Origin of the sequence: Rhizobium sp. BK008 (genome assembly GCF_014197345.1) — a bacterium.
Classification (GTDB): Bacteria; Pseudomonadota; Alphaproteobacteria; order Rhizobiales; family Rhizobiaceae; genus Rhizobium; species Rhizobium anhuiense.
On record NZ_JACIFK010000004.1, the window covers coordinates 110,939 to 125,075 of the forward strand.

General features: G+C 61.8%; 19 protein-coding genes. 6 read left to right on the forward strand and 13 right to left on the reverse strand.

Annotated elements, in window-relative coordinates:
• Positions 1-23 precede the first annotated feature (23 nt).
• Entirely contained in the window at positions 24-230 is a 207-nt protein-coding gene (locus tag FHT69_RS18300; protein WP_183905768.1) for a hypothetical protein, read from the reverse strand.
• Between FHT69_RS18300 and FHT69_RS18305 the strand changes: the two genes are divergently transcribed.
• Positions 229-1,821, forward strand: coding sequence for an ABC-F family ATP-binding cassette domain-containing protein (locus tag FHT69_RS18305; protein ID WP_183905769.1), 1,593 nt, complete (start codon positions 229-231; stop codon positions 1,819-1,821). The genes FHT69_RS18300 and FHT69_RS18305 overlap by 2 nt on opposite strands.
• Positions 1,822-1,828: 7 nt before the next feature.
• Here the strand turns inward: FHT69_RS18305 and FHT69_RS18310 are convergent, their stop codons facing one another.
• On the reverse strand, positions 1,829-2,326 hold the full coding sequence (locus tag FHT69_RS18310) for a metal-dependent hydrolase (RefSeq protein ID WP_183905873.1): 498 nt from the start codon (positions 2,324-2,326) through the stop codon (positions 1,829-1,831).
• 384 nt (positions 2,327-2,710) lie between these two features.
• Between FHT69_RS18310 and FHT69_RS18315 the strand changes: the two genes are divergently transcribed.
• Complete coding sequence (locus FHT69_RS18315; protein ID WP_183905770.1) at positions 2,711-4,231, forward strand: ABC-F family ATP-binding cassette domain-containing protein; 1,521 nt, start codon at positions 2,711-2,713, stop codon at positions 4,229-4,231.
• A gap of 183 nt (positions 4,232-4,414) precedes the next feature.
• On the opposite strand, the gene FHT69_RS18320 is transcribed toward FHT69_RS18315, so the two are convergent.
• From FHT69_RS18320 to FHT69_RS18330, 3 genes are all read right to left on the reverse strand, one after another.
• Entirely contained in the window at positions 4,415-5,194 is a 780-nt protein-coding gene (locus FHT69_RS18320; RefSeq protein ID WP_168333956.1) for a VOC family protein, read from the reverse strand.
• Positions 5,195-5,274: 80 nt separating this feature from the next.
• Positions 5,275-5,739: a DUF1579 domain-containing protein gene (locus FHT69_RS18325; RefSeq protein WP_029868104.1), complete on the reverse strand. Its 465-nt coding sequence runs from the start codon at positions 5,737-5,739 to the stop codon at positions 5,275-5,277.
• A gap of 50 nt (positions 5,740-5,789) precedes the next feature.
• Positions 5,790-6,518 (reverse strand): DUF899 domain-containing protein, encoded by a 729-nt coding sequence (locus FHT69_RS18330; protein WP_029868105.1) that lies wholly within the window; start codon positions 6,516-6,518, stop codon positions 5,790-5,792.
• A gap of 68 nt (positions 6,519-6,586) precedes the next feature.
• On the opposite strand from FHT69_RS18330, the gene FHT69_RS18335 reads away from it, so the two are divergent.
• A complete protein-coding gene (locus tag FHT69_RS18335; RefSeq protein ID WP_168333955.1) occupies positions 6,587-7,108 on the forward strand; it encodes a MarR family winged helix-turn-helix transcriptional regulator in 522 nt (173 codons plus the stop codon).
• A 7-nt stretch (positions 7,109-7,115) separates the two neighbouring features.
• Complete coding sequence (locus FHT69_RS18340; protein WP_168333954.1) at positions 7,116-7,709, forward strand: LysE family translocator; 594 nt, start codon at positions 7,116-7,118, stop codon at positions 7,707-7,709.
• Between the two features lie 88 nt (positions 7,710-7,797).
• On the opposite strand, the gene FHT69_RS18345 is transcribed toward FHT69_RS18340, so the two are convergent.
• Positions 7,798-8,220, reverse strand: a complete 423-nt coding sequence (locus tag FHT69_RS18345; protein ID WP_029868108.1) for an organic hydroperoxide resistance protein — start codon at positions 8,218-8,220, stop codon at positions 7,798-7,800.
• Between the two features lie 124 nt (positions 8,221-8,344).
• On the opposite strand from FHT69_RS18345, the gene FHT69_RS18350 reads away from it, so the two are divergent.
• Positions 8,345-8,830, forward strand: a complete 486-nt coding sequence (locus tag FHT69_RS18350) for a MarR family winged helix-turn-helix transcriptional regulator (RefSeq protein ID WP_047614211.1) — start codon at positions 8,345-8,347, stop codon at positions 8,828-8,830.
• Positions 8,831-8,873: 43 nt separating this feature from the next.
• Here the strand turns inward: FHT69_RS18350 and FHT69_RS18355 are convergent, their stop codons facing one another.
• The 7 genes from FHT69_RS18355 to FHT69_RS18385 all read right to left on the reverse strand — a co-directional run bounded on the left by FHT69_RS18355 (position 8,874) and on the right by FHT69_RS18385 (position 13,339).
• Positions 8,874-9,107: a hypothetical protein gene (locus tag FHT69_RS18355; RefSeq protein ID WP_029868110.1), complete on the reverse strand. Its 234-nt coding sequence runs from the start codon at positions 9,105-9,107 to the stop codon at positions 8,874-8,876.
• 113 nt (positions 9,108-9,220) lie between these two features.
• Positions 9,221-9,457, reverse strand: a complete 237-nt coding sequence (gene rpsU, locus FHT69_RS18360) for a 30S ribosomal protein S21 (protein ID WP_003569533.1) — start codon at positions 9,455-9,457, stop codon at positions 9,221-9,223.
• Positions 9,458-9,513: 56 nt separating this feature from the next.
• The gene (locus FHT69_RS18365; protein ID WP_029868111.1) at positions 9,514-9,798 is read right to left on the reverse strand and encodes a hypothetical protein; all 285 of its coding nucleotides are present in this window, start codon (positions 9,796-9,798) and stop codon (positions 9,514-9,516) included.
• A 235-nt stretch (positions 9,799-10,033) separates the two neighbouring features.
• Entirely contained in the window at positions 10,034-10,243 is a 210-nt protein-coding gene (locus FHT69_RS18370) for a cold-shock protein (RefSeq protein ID WP_003546468.1), read from the reverse strand.
• A gap of 304 nt (positions 10,244-10,547) precedes the next feature.
• Positions 10,548-11,282 carry a L,D-transpeptidase gene (locus tag FHT69_RS18375; protein WP_029868114.1) on the reverse strand — a complete coding sequence of 245 codons (735 nt, stop codon included), beginning with the start codon at positions 11,280-11,282 and terminating at the stop codon, positions 10,548-10,550.
• Between the two features lie 140 nt (positions 11,283-11,422).
• A complete protein-coding gene (locus FHT69_RS18380) occupies positions 11,423-12,229 on the reverse strand; it encodes a L,D-transpeptidase (protein ID WP_029868115.1) in 807 nt (268 codons plus the stop codon).
• A gap of 189 nt (positions 12,230-12,418) precedes the next feature.
• Positions 12,419-13,339: an alpha/beta hydrolase family protein gene (locus tag FHT69_RS18385; protein WP_029868116.1), complete on the reverse strand. Its 921-nt coding sequence runs from the start codon at positions 13,337-13,339 to the stop codon at positions 12,419-12,421.
• A 175-nt stretch (positions 13,340-13,514) separates the two neighbouring features.
• On the opposite strand from FHT69_RS18385, the gene FHT69_RS18390 reads away from it, so the two are divergent.
• The gene (locus FHT69_RS18390) at positions 13,515-14,093 is read left to right on the forward strand and encodes a nucleotidyltransferase family protein (protein ID WP_246721380.1); all 579 of its coding nucleotides are present in this window, start codon (positions 13,515-13,517) and stop codon (positions 14,091-14,093) included.
• Positions 14,094-14,137: the final 44 nt, after the last annotated feature.

Sequence of the window (14,137 nt, forward strand, 5' to 3'; positions counted from 1 at the left end):
CAGGGCACGTTCCCTCGCCCCGTTTACGGGGAGAGGGTTAGGGTGAGGGGCAATCTCCTGACGAAGCCCGCCAAGGAAAGCGGGCGGTCAGTTGGCTCTTTGCCTTGAACCTTCCGCCTTTCTTCCCTAAATTCCCCGCCATCGATCATTTCAACAGGATGTGTGCCGCAATGGATTTCAACTCGATCGCAACGCCAGTTCGCCTTGCCAACGAGGAAATCCACATCCATGCCTGCATCCATCACCCTCTTCCAGATTTCATGGTCCGCGCCTGACGGGCGGCCGCTTTTTTCCAATCTCGACCTCAGCTTCGGGTCGGAGCGCACCGGTCTTGTCGGGCGCAACGGCGTCGGCAAGACGACGCTGCTGAAGCTCGTCTGCGGCGATATCCAACCGCATTCGGGGACGGTTTCCGTCAGCGGCAGCCTCGGCGTGCTGCGGCAGAGCGTTCAGGTGGCGTCTGACGAGACGGTCGGCGATCTCTTCGGCGTCACCGATGCGCTGGCTATTCTGCATCGTGCCGAAGCCGGCGAGGCGACGGCCGACGAGCTGGCATCGGCCGACTGGACGCTGGAGGCACGCATGGCCGCAGCGCTCAATCGCACCGGCCTCGACGTGGCCGCGCAGACCCCGCTTGCGGCACTCTCGGGCGGGCAGCGCACACGTGCCGGGCTTGCGGCGCTTGTTTTCACCGAACCGGATTTCCTGCTGCTCGACGAACCCACAAACAATCTCGATCGCGATGGCCGCGAGGCGGTGATCGGCCTGATTTCAGGCTGGCGGGCCGGCGCCATCATCGTCAGCCATGACCGGGAATTGCTTGAAAGCGTCGATGCGATCGTCGAACTGACCTCGCTCAGCGCCACGCGCTATGGCGGCAACTGGAGCCATTATCGCGAGCGCAAGGCGCTCGAGCTGGCGGCGGCACAACATGATCTCACTGAAGCCGATAAACGCGTGGCCGAGGTGGCACGGAAGGCGCAGGCGACGGTGGAGCGTCAGGCGCACAGGGACAGTACCGGGCGGAAGATGGCCGCCAAGGGCGGCATACCGCGCATCATGCTCGGTGGCATGAAGGAGCGGAGCCAAACGACGGGCGGCGACAACGCGCGGCTTGCCGAACGGCGGCGCGCCCAGGCGCTGGAAGAGGCAAAGGCGGCGCGCGAAAAGATCGAGATCCTGCAACCCTTGTCGGTCACCTTGCCGCCGACCGGGCTGCCCGCCAGCAAGATCGTGCTCAGGATGGATGACGTGACATCGGGCTACCAGCCGGGTGATCCCGTCATCCGCGATCTCTCCTTCGACGTGACGGGGCCGGAACGGATCGCCGTCACCGGCCCCAACGGCTCGGGCAAGACCACCTTGCTGGCGCTCATCACCGGCGAACTGGAACCCTGGGCCGGCACCGTCGCCGTCATGACCGCTTTCACGATGCTCGATCAGAAGGTCAGCTTGCTCGACCCCTCGGCCTCGATCCGCGACAATTTCCGCCGGATCAATCCGCTTTCCGATGAGAATACTTGCCGGGCGGCCCTTGCCCGCTTCATGTTCAGGGCGGATGCGGCGCTGCAGACCGTCTCGGCGCTCAGCGGCGGGCAATTGCTGCGCGCCGGCCTTGCCTGCGTCCTGGGCTCAGCACCGCCGCCGCTCCTGATCCTCGACGAGCCGACCAATCATCTCGACATCGACTCGATTGCTGCGGTTGAGGCCGGACTGCGCGCTTATGACGGGGCGCTGCTGGTGGTCAGCCATGACGAGACGTTTCTCGAGAGTATCGGGATAGAGCAGCGGCTGGAATTACCTGCCGGCGACCCGGGATAATTCCGGCTCACGCCTGCTGCCGGCCTCCAACGTGACGGTTTCGGCAGACGGCAACGATCAACGCGGTGACGCAGATCAGGAGTTCGAGAACGAAGGTCCAATGCAGCATGAAACTCACGATCCAATTGCTGTAGGTCGCCGGCACCGTCGTCAGCTCGAATTTCGACCAATCGAATGGCGCGAGCCAAAGCATCGGCGCAGCGACGGTATCCATAATCATATGAAGTGTGACGGCTGCGAAAAACGCGGCGACCGTGGGAAGCCAGTCCGGCGCCAGTCGACTGATGGCCGGCAGGGCCGTGGCGGCGAAGCCGAGCCAAAAAAGCGGCCAGTGGGAGACATAGTCGTGATGGTGGACTTTGCCGCCGGTCAGGAAGAAATAGACCATGTCGAAATCCGGCAATACGCTGCCGATCAAGGCTGCAGTCATGATGCCAGGTGCGGCGGACCGTTGCCGCACGGCGCTCCCGAGAAGGTAGCCTGCAGGCAAATGGGCAATGAGCATGCGTCTTATTCTCCCGGTCGGTCCCGAAGAATCCACTATGCGCGGTTTATGGCTAGAATCGGCACAGGGCCGGCTCACTTGCCTCTTTTTGCGGGCAATGTTATTTGGATCCGGCAACCTTTTTTGAGAAAGGAGGATCACGCAATGCAGTATTATTTTCGGTTTAATCGCCAGCGTGGTCCCGTCAACGCCCTGCAGATGCGTTTGCAGGGCTGACCAGAGGCCGTTTCTCGACATCTCTTCCTGGTCTGCCCTTCGTGGCCAATGCGGCGCCGTAGCTGACAGCGCGCATTTTTCTCAATTTCCGGGCCCGATACACGCAATCCCGTGATGGCTGAATGCCCCGGATCGCGCGTGATACCCGGTCAAGACCAGAGAACGATCATGACACTCATCAATATCCGCAATCTCGGCGTGACGCTGGGCAATCCGTTGTTTTCCAAGCTCAATCTCGTCGTCAACACTGGCGATCGCATCGGCCTCGTCGCCGCCAACGGGCGGGGGAAATCGACGCTGCTTGCCTGCATCACCGGCGCGCTGGAGCCGAGCGAGGGCGAGATCACCAAGGCGCGCGGGCTGACCGTCGGCCATGTCGCGCAGAATGTGCCGCCGGGGCTTTTCGACACGCCGTTCTATGATGCCGTGCTGCAGGCGCTGCCGGCCGATCAGGCCGAAAGCGAGAGCTGGCGCGTCGATGTGGTGCTGGAATCGCTCGAGGTGCCGGAGGCCATGCGCCAGCGGCCGCTGAAGCAGCTGAGCGGCGGATGGCAACGGCTGGCCATGCTTGCCCGCACCTGGGTGAGCGAGCCCGACGTGCTTCTGCTCGACGAGCCGACCAACCATCTCGACCTTGAAAAGATCGCCCAGCTCGAAGGCTGGCTGAATGCGCTGCCGCGCGACGTGCCGGTGATCCTGTCCAGCCACGACCGCGCCTTCCTCGATGCGACGACCAACCGGACGCTGTTCCTGCGGCCGGAGCAATCGCCGGTCTTCGCCCTGCCCTACACACGAGCGCGCGCCGCCCTCGACGAAGCCGATGCGTCCGAGGCGCGGCGCTACGAGCGCGACATGAAAGTGGCGGAGCAGTTGCGCAAGCAGGCGGCGAAGCTCAACAATATCGGCATCAATTCGGGCAGCGACCTGCTCGTCGTCAAGACGAAGCAGCTCAAGCAGCGGGCGGAGAAGCTGGAGGATGCGGCAAAACCGGCGCATCTCGAGCGCTCGGCCGGCGCCATCCGGCTCGCCAATCGCGGCACGCATGCCAAGGTGCTCGTGACGCTGGAGGATGCGGCCGTGACGACGCCGGATGGGACGCCTCTATTCAAGACCGGCCGGCAATTCATCTGCCAGGGCGACCGCATCGTGCTGCTCGGCCTCAACGGCGCCGGCAAGTCGCGGCTGGTGTCGATGCTGAAGCAGGCGATCGAAAGGCCGGAGACGGCGCGCGACAGCATCAAGGCGACGCCTTCGCTCGTGCTCGGCTATGGCGACCAGGCGCTTGCCGATCTCGCCGACAGCGACACGCCGATTGGCACGATCATCCGCCGCTTCGATGTCGGCGACCAGCGGGCACGGGCCCTGCTGGCCGGCGCCGGCATGACGATCGACATGCAGGCAAAACCGATCGGCCAGCTGTCCGGTGGCCAGAAGGCGCGGCTCGGCATGCTGGTGCTGCGGCTGACCGAGCCGAACTTCTATCTGCTCGACGAGCCGACCAATCACCTCGACATCGATGGACAGGAAGCGCTGGAGGGCGAACTGATGTCGCATGAAGCGAGCTGCCTGCTGGTCTCACACGACCGCAGTTTCGTGCGGGCGGTGGGCAACCGGTTCTGGCTGATCGAGAAGAAGCGGCTGGTGGAGGTGGAGAGCCCGGAAGGGTTCTTTGCTTCGGTTGCGGGGTGATGGATGGGTGTGATTGGTGTTGGCCGTGTGCCGTGAAGCCACCTCATCCGGCTGCCGCCCTTCTCCCCGCGGGGAGAAGGGACTCGTGGCGACGTCTCGATTCCCCCTTCTCTCCCCGGGGAGAAGGTGCCCGTAGGGCGGATAAGGGGGCTTTACGCCACACCGCCAAAAATGCGGCAAAACCTACCGCTTCGGCGCCACCAGGCAGAAGAAGGCGCCTTGCGGGTCGGTGGCCTGGATGATCCAGCTGCCGCCGGGGACTTCCATCGGGCCGTTGACGACCTTGCCGCCGCCTGAGGTGACGCGTTCGATCGCGGCGTCGATCGCCGGCACGATGAAATAGTAGCACCAGAAGGGCATCGGCATATTGTCCGGCTTGGTCATCATGCCGCCGATCTGCCGGCCACCATGGGCGAAGAGATGGTAGACGCCCATCGGACCCATGTCGAAATCGCTGTGCTTCGTCCAGCCGAACAGCTTGGAATAGAAGGCCAGCGCCTGTTCGCCATTGCCGGCGTAGAGTTCGTGCCAGCCGATATTGCCGGGCGCGTCGAAGGCCAGTTCCGGCCAGGTTTTGTCCATCGGCGCCGGCGTCATGATACAGATCACCGCGCCACCCGGATCGGCGACGACGGCGAAGCGGCCGATGGTCGGGATGTCTTCCGGCGGACGGCGGACCGAACCGCCATTGGCGGCGAAATCCTTGGCCGACTGATCGACGTCGTCGACATCAACATAACCCGTCCAGTTCGGTGGAATGCCCTTGCCCTCGAGTTCGGCCGGAAACTCCATCAGGCCGGCGACGCCGATGCCGTTCGCCTCGAAGATCGTATAGGTCGGCATGCCCTCCATTTTCATCTCGGAGGTCGTCCAGCCGACGACGGAGCTGTAGAATTTCGCAGCAACCGCTGTGTCGGGGGTCATCAACTCGCACCAGATGAACTTTCCATGCGTCTCGGACATCCTACTCTCCCTTTTTCGACGCTCCTTTCCCGAGGCCTCTTTTTCGAAACCCCTTCTTTCAAGGTCGAGCGCCGTGATTGTCAGATCTTGCGGGCGTAATGTGCTTCCATGAACTGCTTCCAGGAACCGTCAGGCTGCTTGGCGCTGGAGATGAAGGTGCGGTGATCGGCGTCGGTGAAGGTGATCTGCTCGCAGTAATCGGCAAGTCCCTCGCCATTGAAGTCGGGACCTGTCGTATAGAGGTCCAGCACATTGCCGGATGCGTCGAGCTCGCCCTCATAGACCCACATATAGTCCATCATGCTGCCGATCCAGCTGCCGATATATTTGCCTTTTGCGGCGTTGTAGCCAAGCGTCAGGATGCTGGTCGCCTCTTTACCATCCGGCATGCGGCCGGTCCCTTCGGCGACGAACCAGATGCCGTGCAGCGAGCGCACGGTTTCCGTCCAAGGCTCGCTGCCGGTCATATCGGGTGCGGTGACGGTCCATTCGCCGATCAGTCTTTCCAGGAAGGAATGTTCCTTCAGCACTTCAGCGGTCTTCATCGTCCTCTTCTCCCTTGAGTGATGGTGGCGTCGTCTTTCCGCATCCCGGCTCAGTGACAGCAGGATGGCGCCTTCGGGGCCCCCTCATATTCGTCGTGGCGGCGCACGAAATTCATCGTGCTGTCCTCGTTACGGCCCTTCGGGGCGCGGTCGAGGATCATCAGGGTGCCGATCAGTTCTTCCGGGCCGCGGGCATAACTCGAATAGGTATGGAAGACCTCGCCCTTGTCGTCGCGGTAGAAGGCGCTGAGGCCCGGCAGCTCGTCATTGGCATCAGCCGGCGGCATAGGCGTGAAATTGTAAAAGACCTTGTCTTTGGCAAGATCCTCCGGGCTGAAAGAAACGTGATAATCGAAATTGAAATCGCTGCCGAAGGAAGAGACCCAGGGAAATTGCCAGCCCATGCGCCGCTTGTAGGCGGCGATCTTGTCGAGCGGCGCGCGCGAAACGGCGACCCAGGTGACGTCGTGATGGTTCAGATGCGGCAGGGCGCCGTCGACATGATCCGACAGGAAGGAGCAGCCGGTGCAGCCGGCATCCCAATCGGGGCCGAGCATGAAATGATAGACCAGCAACTGGCTGCGGCCGTCGAAAAGATCGGCGAGCGATTTCTTTCCCTCCGGCGTGTCGAAGACATAATCCTTGTCGACCTTCACCCAGGGCAGCGCCAGACGGGCGGCGTTGACGCTGTCGCGCAGCCGCGTCGCCTCCTTCTCCTTTACCAGCAGGGCGCGGCGAGCTTCGAGCCATTCTTCTCGGGAAACAACCTCATTCTGCATGGAATGCGCCCTCCTCCGGCACGCTCCTTTTCCTTGACTAATTACATTGATATCAATAGAAATGGAGCATGTCAAATTCGATCGAGATTCCCTTTTCCACGACGCTGATGGTGCGCGACACCTGCCTCTGCCTGCATGTGCAGCGGGCGGCGCGCGCACTTGCCCGGCTGTTCGACGATGCGCTGAGGCCGGCGGGGCTGACCAACGGGCAGTTTTCGCTGATGATGTCGCTGAACCGGCCGGAACCGCCGCCGATGGGACCGGTCGCCGCCCTGCTCGCGATGGACCAGACAACGCTGACGGCGGCGCTGAAGCCGCTGCAGCGCAAGGGCTGGGTCGCAGTGATGGAGAACCCCCGGGATAGGCGCGGCCGGCTGCTGAGCCTCACCGCCGATGGCAAGGCGGCGCTGGCAAAGGCGCTGCCGATCTGGGAAGCGACGCATGCGCTGCTTGACGGCAGGCTCTCGGATAGCGGTTCCGCGCGGCTGCGGCAGGACCTGCAGGCGCTATCATCCATGCCGGCCGAAACGCTGAAGGCCGCTGCGTCGCCGCGGCCGTCCCGTCATAACAGGCGGACAACGGCGGAATAGGCGGGCTATGAGCATCTGGTTCTTCATCATTCCCTTCACACTCGCCGCCGCCCTTCCGGGACCGGCCCAGGGCGCGCTGATCGCGCAGGTGCTTACGCGTGGCGGGCGCTCGACGCTTACCTTCATCCTCGGCATGATCGCCGGCAATTCGCTCTGGCTGGTGGCAGCGATCTCAGGGCTTTCGGCGCTGGCATTGCGCTTCGAAGCCGCCTTCGTCATCGTCAAATGGCTGGGGGTCGCCTATCTGCTGTTCATAGCCTGGAAGCTCTGGACGAGCGCGCCTGATGGCATCCAGGCGCAGGCGGGCGGCAAGCGCGACCTGGTCGCCGGCATGCTGCTGACGCTCGGCAATCCGAAGGCGGTGGTGTTTTTCGGGGCGGTGCTGCCACAGGCCTTCGATCTGACGGCGCTGTCGGTATCGCAGATTGCCGTGATCGTCGCTCTCGGCCTTGCGATCGATCTCGGCGTGCAACTCGCCTATCTCATGGTCGCGGCAAGAGCCCGCGCCTTTATCCGCTCACCACGCCAGATGCGGGCGGTGAACCGGTCGGCGGCAGGGCTGATGGCGGGTTCGGCGGCGCTGATCGCGATGCGGAGCTGAAATCGAACCGATTTCCCACCAGGTCAATGGCCCTGCCCTACCGGCAGATTGCGGCAGCCATCGCGGCTGCCGCCTTTCTTAAAGCCGATCAGGCAACCGTAACCGGAACTTCGGTCGAGGTGCGCATGGCGTGGCTGTAGGGGCAGACGATGTGGGCCGCGGCGGCGAGCTTTTCGGCGGTTTCACGGTCGAGACCGGGGATATTGACCGTCAGCGCCACTTCGATGCCGAAGCCGCCGCCATCTTCACGCGGGCCGATGCCGACCTTGGCGGAAACCGTCGTCTCTTCCGGAATCTTGACCTTCTGCTGGCCCGCGACAAATTTCAAAGCACCGAGGAAGCAGGCGGAGTAACCGGCAGCGAAGAGCTGTTCGGGATTGGTGCCGGTCGCGCCGTCGCCGCCGAGTTCCTTGGGAACGGTCAGCGTCACGTCCAGAACGCCGTTTTCGGAAACGGCGCGGCCTGCGCGGCCGCCGGTGGCAGAGGCTTTGGTCGTATAGAGAATAGGCATGACGATCTCCTTTGATTGGCCCTTCGATCGGGTTGGACTTTCAATATCGCACAATTAAATTGTACGCAAGTGAATTTTGCAAATTGCATTTCGAATTCGAAAAGAGGACAATAAGGCCTCAAGGATGATGGATATGAAAGCGCACACGACGAAGACGATGGAGATACCGCAAGAGGAGAAACGACTGGAAAAGCAGTTGTGCTTCGCGGTCTATGCGACGGCGCATGCTTTCACCCGCGCCTACAAGCCAATCCTCGACCGGGTCGGGCTGACTTATCCGCAATATCTGGTGATGCTGGTGCTCTGGGAACGCAGCGAGTTGCCGGTGAAGACGATCGGCGAGCAGCTCGATCTCGATTCCGGCACGCTGTCGCCGCTGTTGAAACGGCTGGAACAGGGCGGACTGATCAAGCGCATCCGCGACCTGCGCGACGAACGGCAGGTAATCGTGTCACTGACCCCGAGAGGTGAGGCGATGAAGGGGGAGATCGATACGATCATGACGGCGATCGGGCAAGCCGCCGGCTGCACGCTCAAGGAAATGGCCGAGATGCGCGACATGCTGCATCGGCTGCGCGGCAATCTCGCCCACGCCGGCACGGACGGCTGAACGCATCCACCCGGTCAGCCTAAATAAGGGCACCCACCGAGGATTAGGGCCGTCCCGCAGCCGGCTTGGCCGGCGACCGGCGCTTCTTTGCAGGCGGCGCCTTAGGTTCGGCTTCGGCCTCCTGCTGCAGGCGCAGTGCTTTCAGCTTCTCCGTCTTCTTGTCACGAGCCGATGCCTCAGCGGCGATGATGGCGCGCGCCGTATGATCGGTCGCTTCCGCCTTGTCGCGAGACGAGAGCTTGGCGGGATTGAAGAATTCTCCCTTGGTGGCGGTCATGTGCCCCTTTCTCAGGTGATGGCGGCGCTAGAGTCGTGGCTCCGCGGCTGGAACCGCGGCTCCATGTTTGGCGCCACGATTCCACGGCAGGCGCCGTGATTCCACGGCTAGGTTTAGCGGGCGCGAAGAACCTTCTTCGGTGCCGGCAGCAGACCTTCGCGCTGCAGCTTCTTGCGGGCAAGCTTGCGCTGGCGGCGAATGGCTTCGGCCTTTTCGCGGGCGCGCTTCTCGGACGGCTTCTCAAAGGCGCTGCGCGCCTTCATTTCCCGGAACAGACCTTCCCGCTGCATCTTCTTCTTGAGCACGCGGAGCGCCTGATCGACGTTGTTATCCCTGACGAGAACCTGCAAAACGATATCCTTCCTGTCGGCGGCAAGGCCGCGCTGTCATAGTAAAAACGGCGGGACTACTTCCCGATCTTGATGCTCGAAAACTTCAGCCATGGCTCGGCGCCATCGGACTTGGCCGCCGCCTCGGGAGAAACCCTGGATGGCGTTTCCCCCGTATCGATATCGGCCTCAGTGATGCGGCGCTCGAAATTCTCCGCATCGAACTGGACCCGATATTGCACATGCCCGTGGTCGTTGGGCAGTATGCTGGAAATCCGGCACCGCTTGTCGGCTTTCGCCGTGCGGGTGAGGCCGGATTTCAGCACGATCATGTCGCCGACTTTATAGTTTGGTCTGCCCATTTCAGCGTCCCTTCGACTCTTCGGCTGCGCAATCGATCAATCAAAGGCCGGGCGATCAAATCAGCAAAGCCAGGCGATCAAAGCAAAAAGGCCGGGCTCGGACCCGACCTCTTCCAGTCACTCAGCCCGCTGCCAATCTTTGGTCAGTTCGCTGCCAGTACATCCGTGGTCAGCTCGCTGCCAGCATTTGGTCAGCCCGCCGCCATGTTCATGGTCAGCGCAGGCGAATGACAAATCATGCGGCCTGAAGATTATCAGCCGAGTTCTTGCCGGACTTCTTGTCGCGGACGAGATCGTAGCGGATCTTCTGGCCTTCAACGAGTTCGCGCATGCCGGCGCGTTCAACCGCTGAAATGTGAACGAAAACGTCGGTAGAACCATCATCGGGCTGGATGAAGCCAAAGCCCTTGGTGCCATTGAACCACTTGACGACGCCTGAATTCATAACGATCTCCTTTTCAACCGTTTGTATTCGCCTGCGGAGAGATATCCGACAAGCCGTATCGATGTTGAGAGGATATCTGACGGAGCGCTTCAGCGCGTGGACAAAGGTCGCAAGCAATTCGATACGCACCATGTAGGATATTTATCGAATTAAGCAATGGTATTTCGAAAAATAAAATCCCCTGGCGGCGCAAAATGAAAACTCTTGCTCAAGCGAAAGCTGGTGCTTTTGGGCGGAAGCAACGACTTCCTCGGGGAAAAGGATCGATCCGGGGCGGCCGGATTGTGGGCCGCCCTGGTGATCATTACTGCCAGACGACGATCGGCGCCTTTGTCGGCACGCGGTCGTAGAGATCGATGATATCCTGGTTCATCAGCCGCACGCAGCCCGATGAGACGGCCTTGCCGATCGAGCGCCAGTCGGGATTGCCGTGCAGGCGGTAGAGCGTGTCCTCGCCATTCGAGAAGATATAGAGCGCGCGGGCGCCGAGCGGGTTCTTCAGGCCCGGCTCCATGCCGCCGTTGTCGATCGAATATTTGACGAGTTCCGGCTGGCGGGCGACCATCTCGTTCGGCGGCTTCCAGCGCGGCCATTTCTGCCGCCACTGGATAACGCCCGAGCCCTGCCAGGCAAAACCCTCGCGGCCGATGCCGACCCCGTAACGCATCGCCATGCCATCGCTCTGGACGAGATAGAGGAAACGCGATGGCGTATCGACGACGATGGTGCCCGGCGGCTGGCCGGTGGGATCGACGACGCGCTGGCGATAATAGCGCGGATCGATCTGTTCGTAGGGAACGGCGGGAATGAGAAAGCCGCCGTCCTCGATGGGGCCATACATGACGGCAAGCTCGGCTCCGCTCGGCACGCTCGACGCCCCCGGGGACTGGAACAGGCGCATGGGCGAACGGTAAATGATCGTTGTATCGCCTGATGTCACCGTGTTGGCGCTGGAGGCGCAGCCGGTGAGTGCGGAGGCTGCGGTCAATGCCGAAAAGGAAAGAAAGCTACGGCGGGAAAGATGTCTATCGAAGCTCATGACGCGGGACTGATTTCCTTTGATGCGGGAATCCTGGGATAACGACATCAGTGAATCTATCGGCTTGCGCCAAATAAACCATAGCTTCACGCAGACGTGTCCGGCCTGGGGCAGACGATATGGGGCGCGCTGTTGCAGCGCTACATCACAACGATCTCAGCCTTGGCCGGAACGCGGTCGTAGAGATCGATGACGTCCTGGTTCAGCATGCGCACGCAGCCAGATGAAGTGGCCTTGCCGATCGACTGCCAGTCGGGCGTGCCATGGATGCGGTAGAGCGTGTCCTGCCCGCCCTTGAAGATATACATGGCGCGGGCGCCGAGCGGGTTCATCAGTCCCGGATTCATGCCGCCATTCTCCGCGCCGAAGGGGCGAACCTCAGGCTGGCGCGAGACCATTTCGACTGACGGCGTCCAGCGCGGCCATTTCTGCTTCCACTGGATGGTGCCGCGGCCCGACCAGGCGTAACCGTCGCGGCCGAGGCCGACGCCGTAGCGCATCGCCTTGCCGTTGCCCTCGACGAAATAAAGAAAGCGCGTCTTGGTATCGACGATCACGGTGCCGGGCCGCTCTGTCGTCTGGTAATCGACCTCCTGGCGCAGGAACTGCGGCTGCACGCGGCTGATCGGGATCGCCGGCAGGGTGAAATCCTCGTCGCGAAGCTGGCCATACATCGCCATGTGCACGGGATTGGTGACCGGCAGGCCGTAGGTCTGATGGAACTGGGTCTTGTAGAGTTCGCGCGTCTGCGGCACCGGCTGATCGGGAATGGGCCGCACCCGGCGCGGATCGACGCCGGGCGGCTGATAAAACACCGGCGAGGTTTCCTGGACGAAGCGGGCGGGCGAATCGGCGGCGACATCGGGAATGAGAATGTTGCAGCCGCTCAGCGACGCAACGGCAATCACAAGCCCGGCAATCGGGAAGACCCGGCGCAGAAAATTCATGGAACCACCCTTATCAACGATCGGCAGACAACGACATCTGCCGGGACGATGGCATCTGCGGCTGGCGCGAGGCTGGTGTTGGGGTGGGAAAAGCAAGATCAGCAAACGATGAACCCGCCACCGTGGGCGGCGGCGGGATCGCAATCAATCATCCGTCACACTTCTCGCTGCTGCCGGTATCGGCAAAACTCAGGCCGCCACCCCGTGGAAGAAGCGGATGCTCTGTTCGATCTCGGCCGGCAGCGCCGAGGTGTGGTTGCCGGCGACGGTATCGGTTTCGATATGGATGCCGGCGGCGCGGGCGCGGCGGGCAAGCAGATCGGCGCGGTCATTGAAATGGGCCTCTTCGGTGCCGTGGACGACACGGACCGGGCATTTGAAGCTGTGGGCGTAACACAGCGCCGACCGCACCTCGAACTCATGCGCATTGCTGTCGTCGAAGCGGATATCCTGGGGATAGCGGCTGAAGAAGCGGAAAGCATTGGGATTGCCCGAAATCGGCGCCGCGGCACGGAACTTATCGGTGCTCATCGCCGCCAGCATGGTCAGCGTGCCGCCGATGCTGTGGCCGGCGATGAACAGGCGTTCGGGATCGACACCCGGCAGATGCGCCAGGCGCTCGGCGGCGGCGAGCACATCGTCGACCTCGTCATAGAAACCGGAGAAATTGCCCATCTGGCCGTTTTCGCCGCGCAGCGATGGCATCATCACGACATAACCGGCATCCATATAGGGCTTCATCAACTGCCAGTGGCCGATGCCCATGGCATTGCCGCCGTGCAGGAAGAGCACGGCCGGTTTGGCGGCGCGCTCGCGCTTGTATTTCGAAACCCAGGCCGCCAGTTCCAACTCGCCGTAGCCGGAGCGGTAGAAGATCTTGTCTGCATCGGCAGGCGCATTCAGCGGTTCGTATTTGTCGGGCGCCGGGCCCTTCTGCAACAGCTTGGTGCGAAAATGGTGGCGGACTTTGGCATAGTCGCCTTTGGCGAGGCGCGGCTCGTCCGGGACATCGAAGGCGGCCGCCATCCGCGGCAGGACGAATGCACCGGCAAGACCCGCCAGCACGGCACGGCGTTGGAGGAAAAAGGAATTTTGTTCACGCGAGCTCATAACGCAGCACCCAAATCATCTCCCCGGCATGCAAAATCTGCACCGGAAGATCGTTGCCGCCAATACACATGGTGTTGAAAATATTGCCCTGCGTCATTGTTGCGCAGGTTGCCACGCAAACCTTATCGCAACAATCTTATATCGGGAATCGCGTTGGATAAGCGAAAAGGGGGAATTGACGCTGAATCCGCACATGGAACTCCAGGCGATCATTTCGGACAGTCCGCTTCTCTCGACGGTGCTCGATCACTGGGACCGTATCGGGTTGCCTGATGCGCGATTGGTGGCCGGGGCGATCGCCCAGACAGTATGGAACCACGCCTTTGGCTTTGCCCACGATCACGGCATCAATGACATCGATATTGTTTATTTCGATGGCAATGATCTGTCCGAAAGCGCCGAAGCAGATCACTCTGCCCGTATTCGGGGGCTATTATCCAATCTGCCTGTCTGGATAGACGTGAAGAACCAGGCCAGAGTTCATATTTGGTACAAGGAAAAGTTCGGGCATTCGATAACGCCGTATACATCCACAGATGAGGCGATCACGACCTTTCCGACCACGGCCGCTGCCGTCGGCATTCGCCCCGTGGACAAGGGGCTGGATCTGTTTGCACCCTACGGCCTGAAGGACCTCCTGGCCCCGGTGGTGCGAGCCAACAAGAAGCAGATTACCCGGGAAATCTACGAGAAGAAGATCGCGCGGTGGGGCACGCTGTGGCCGGATCTTGAAATCATCGCCTGGGACCTGTAGGCGGATCGCTTGACGGCTTCTGCCCCAGTCTGCGTCATTCATTA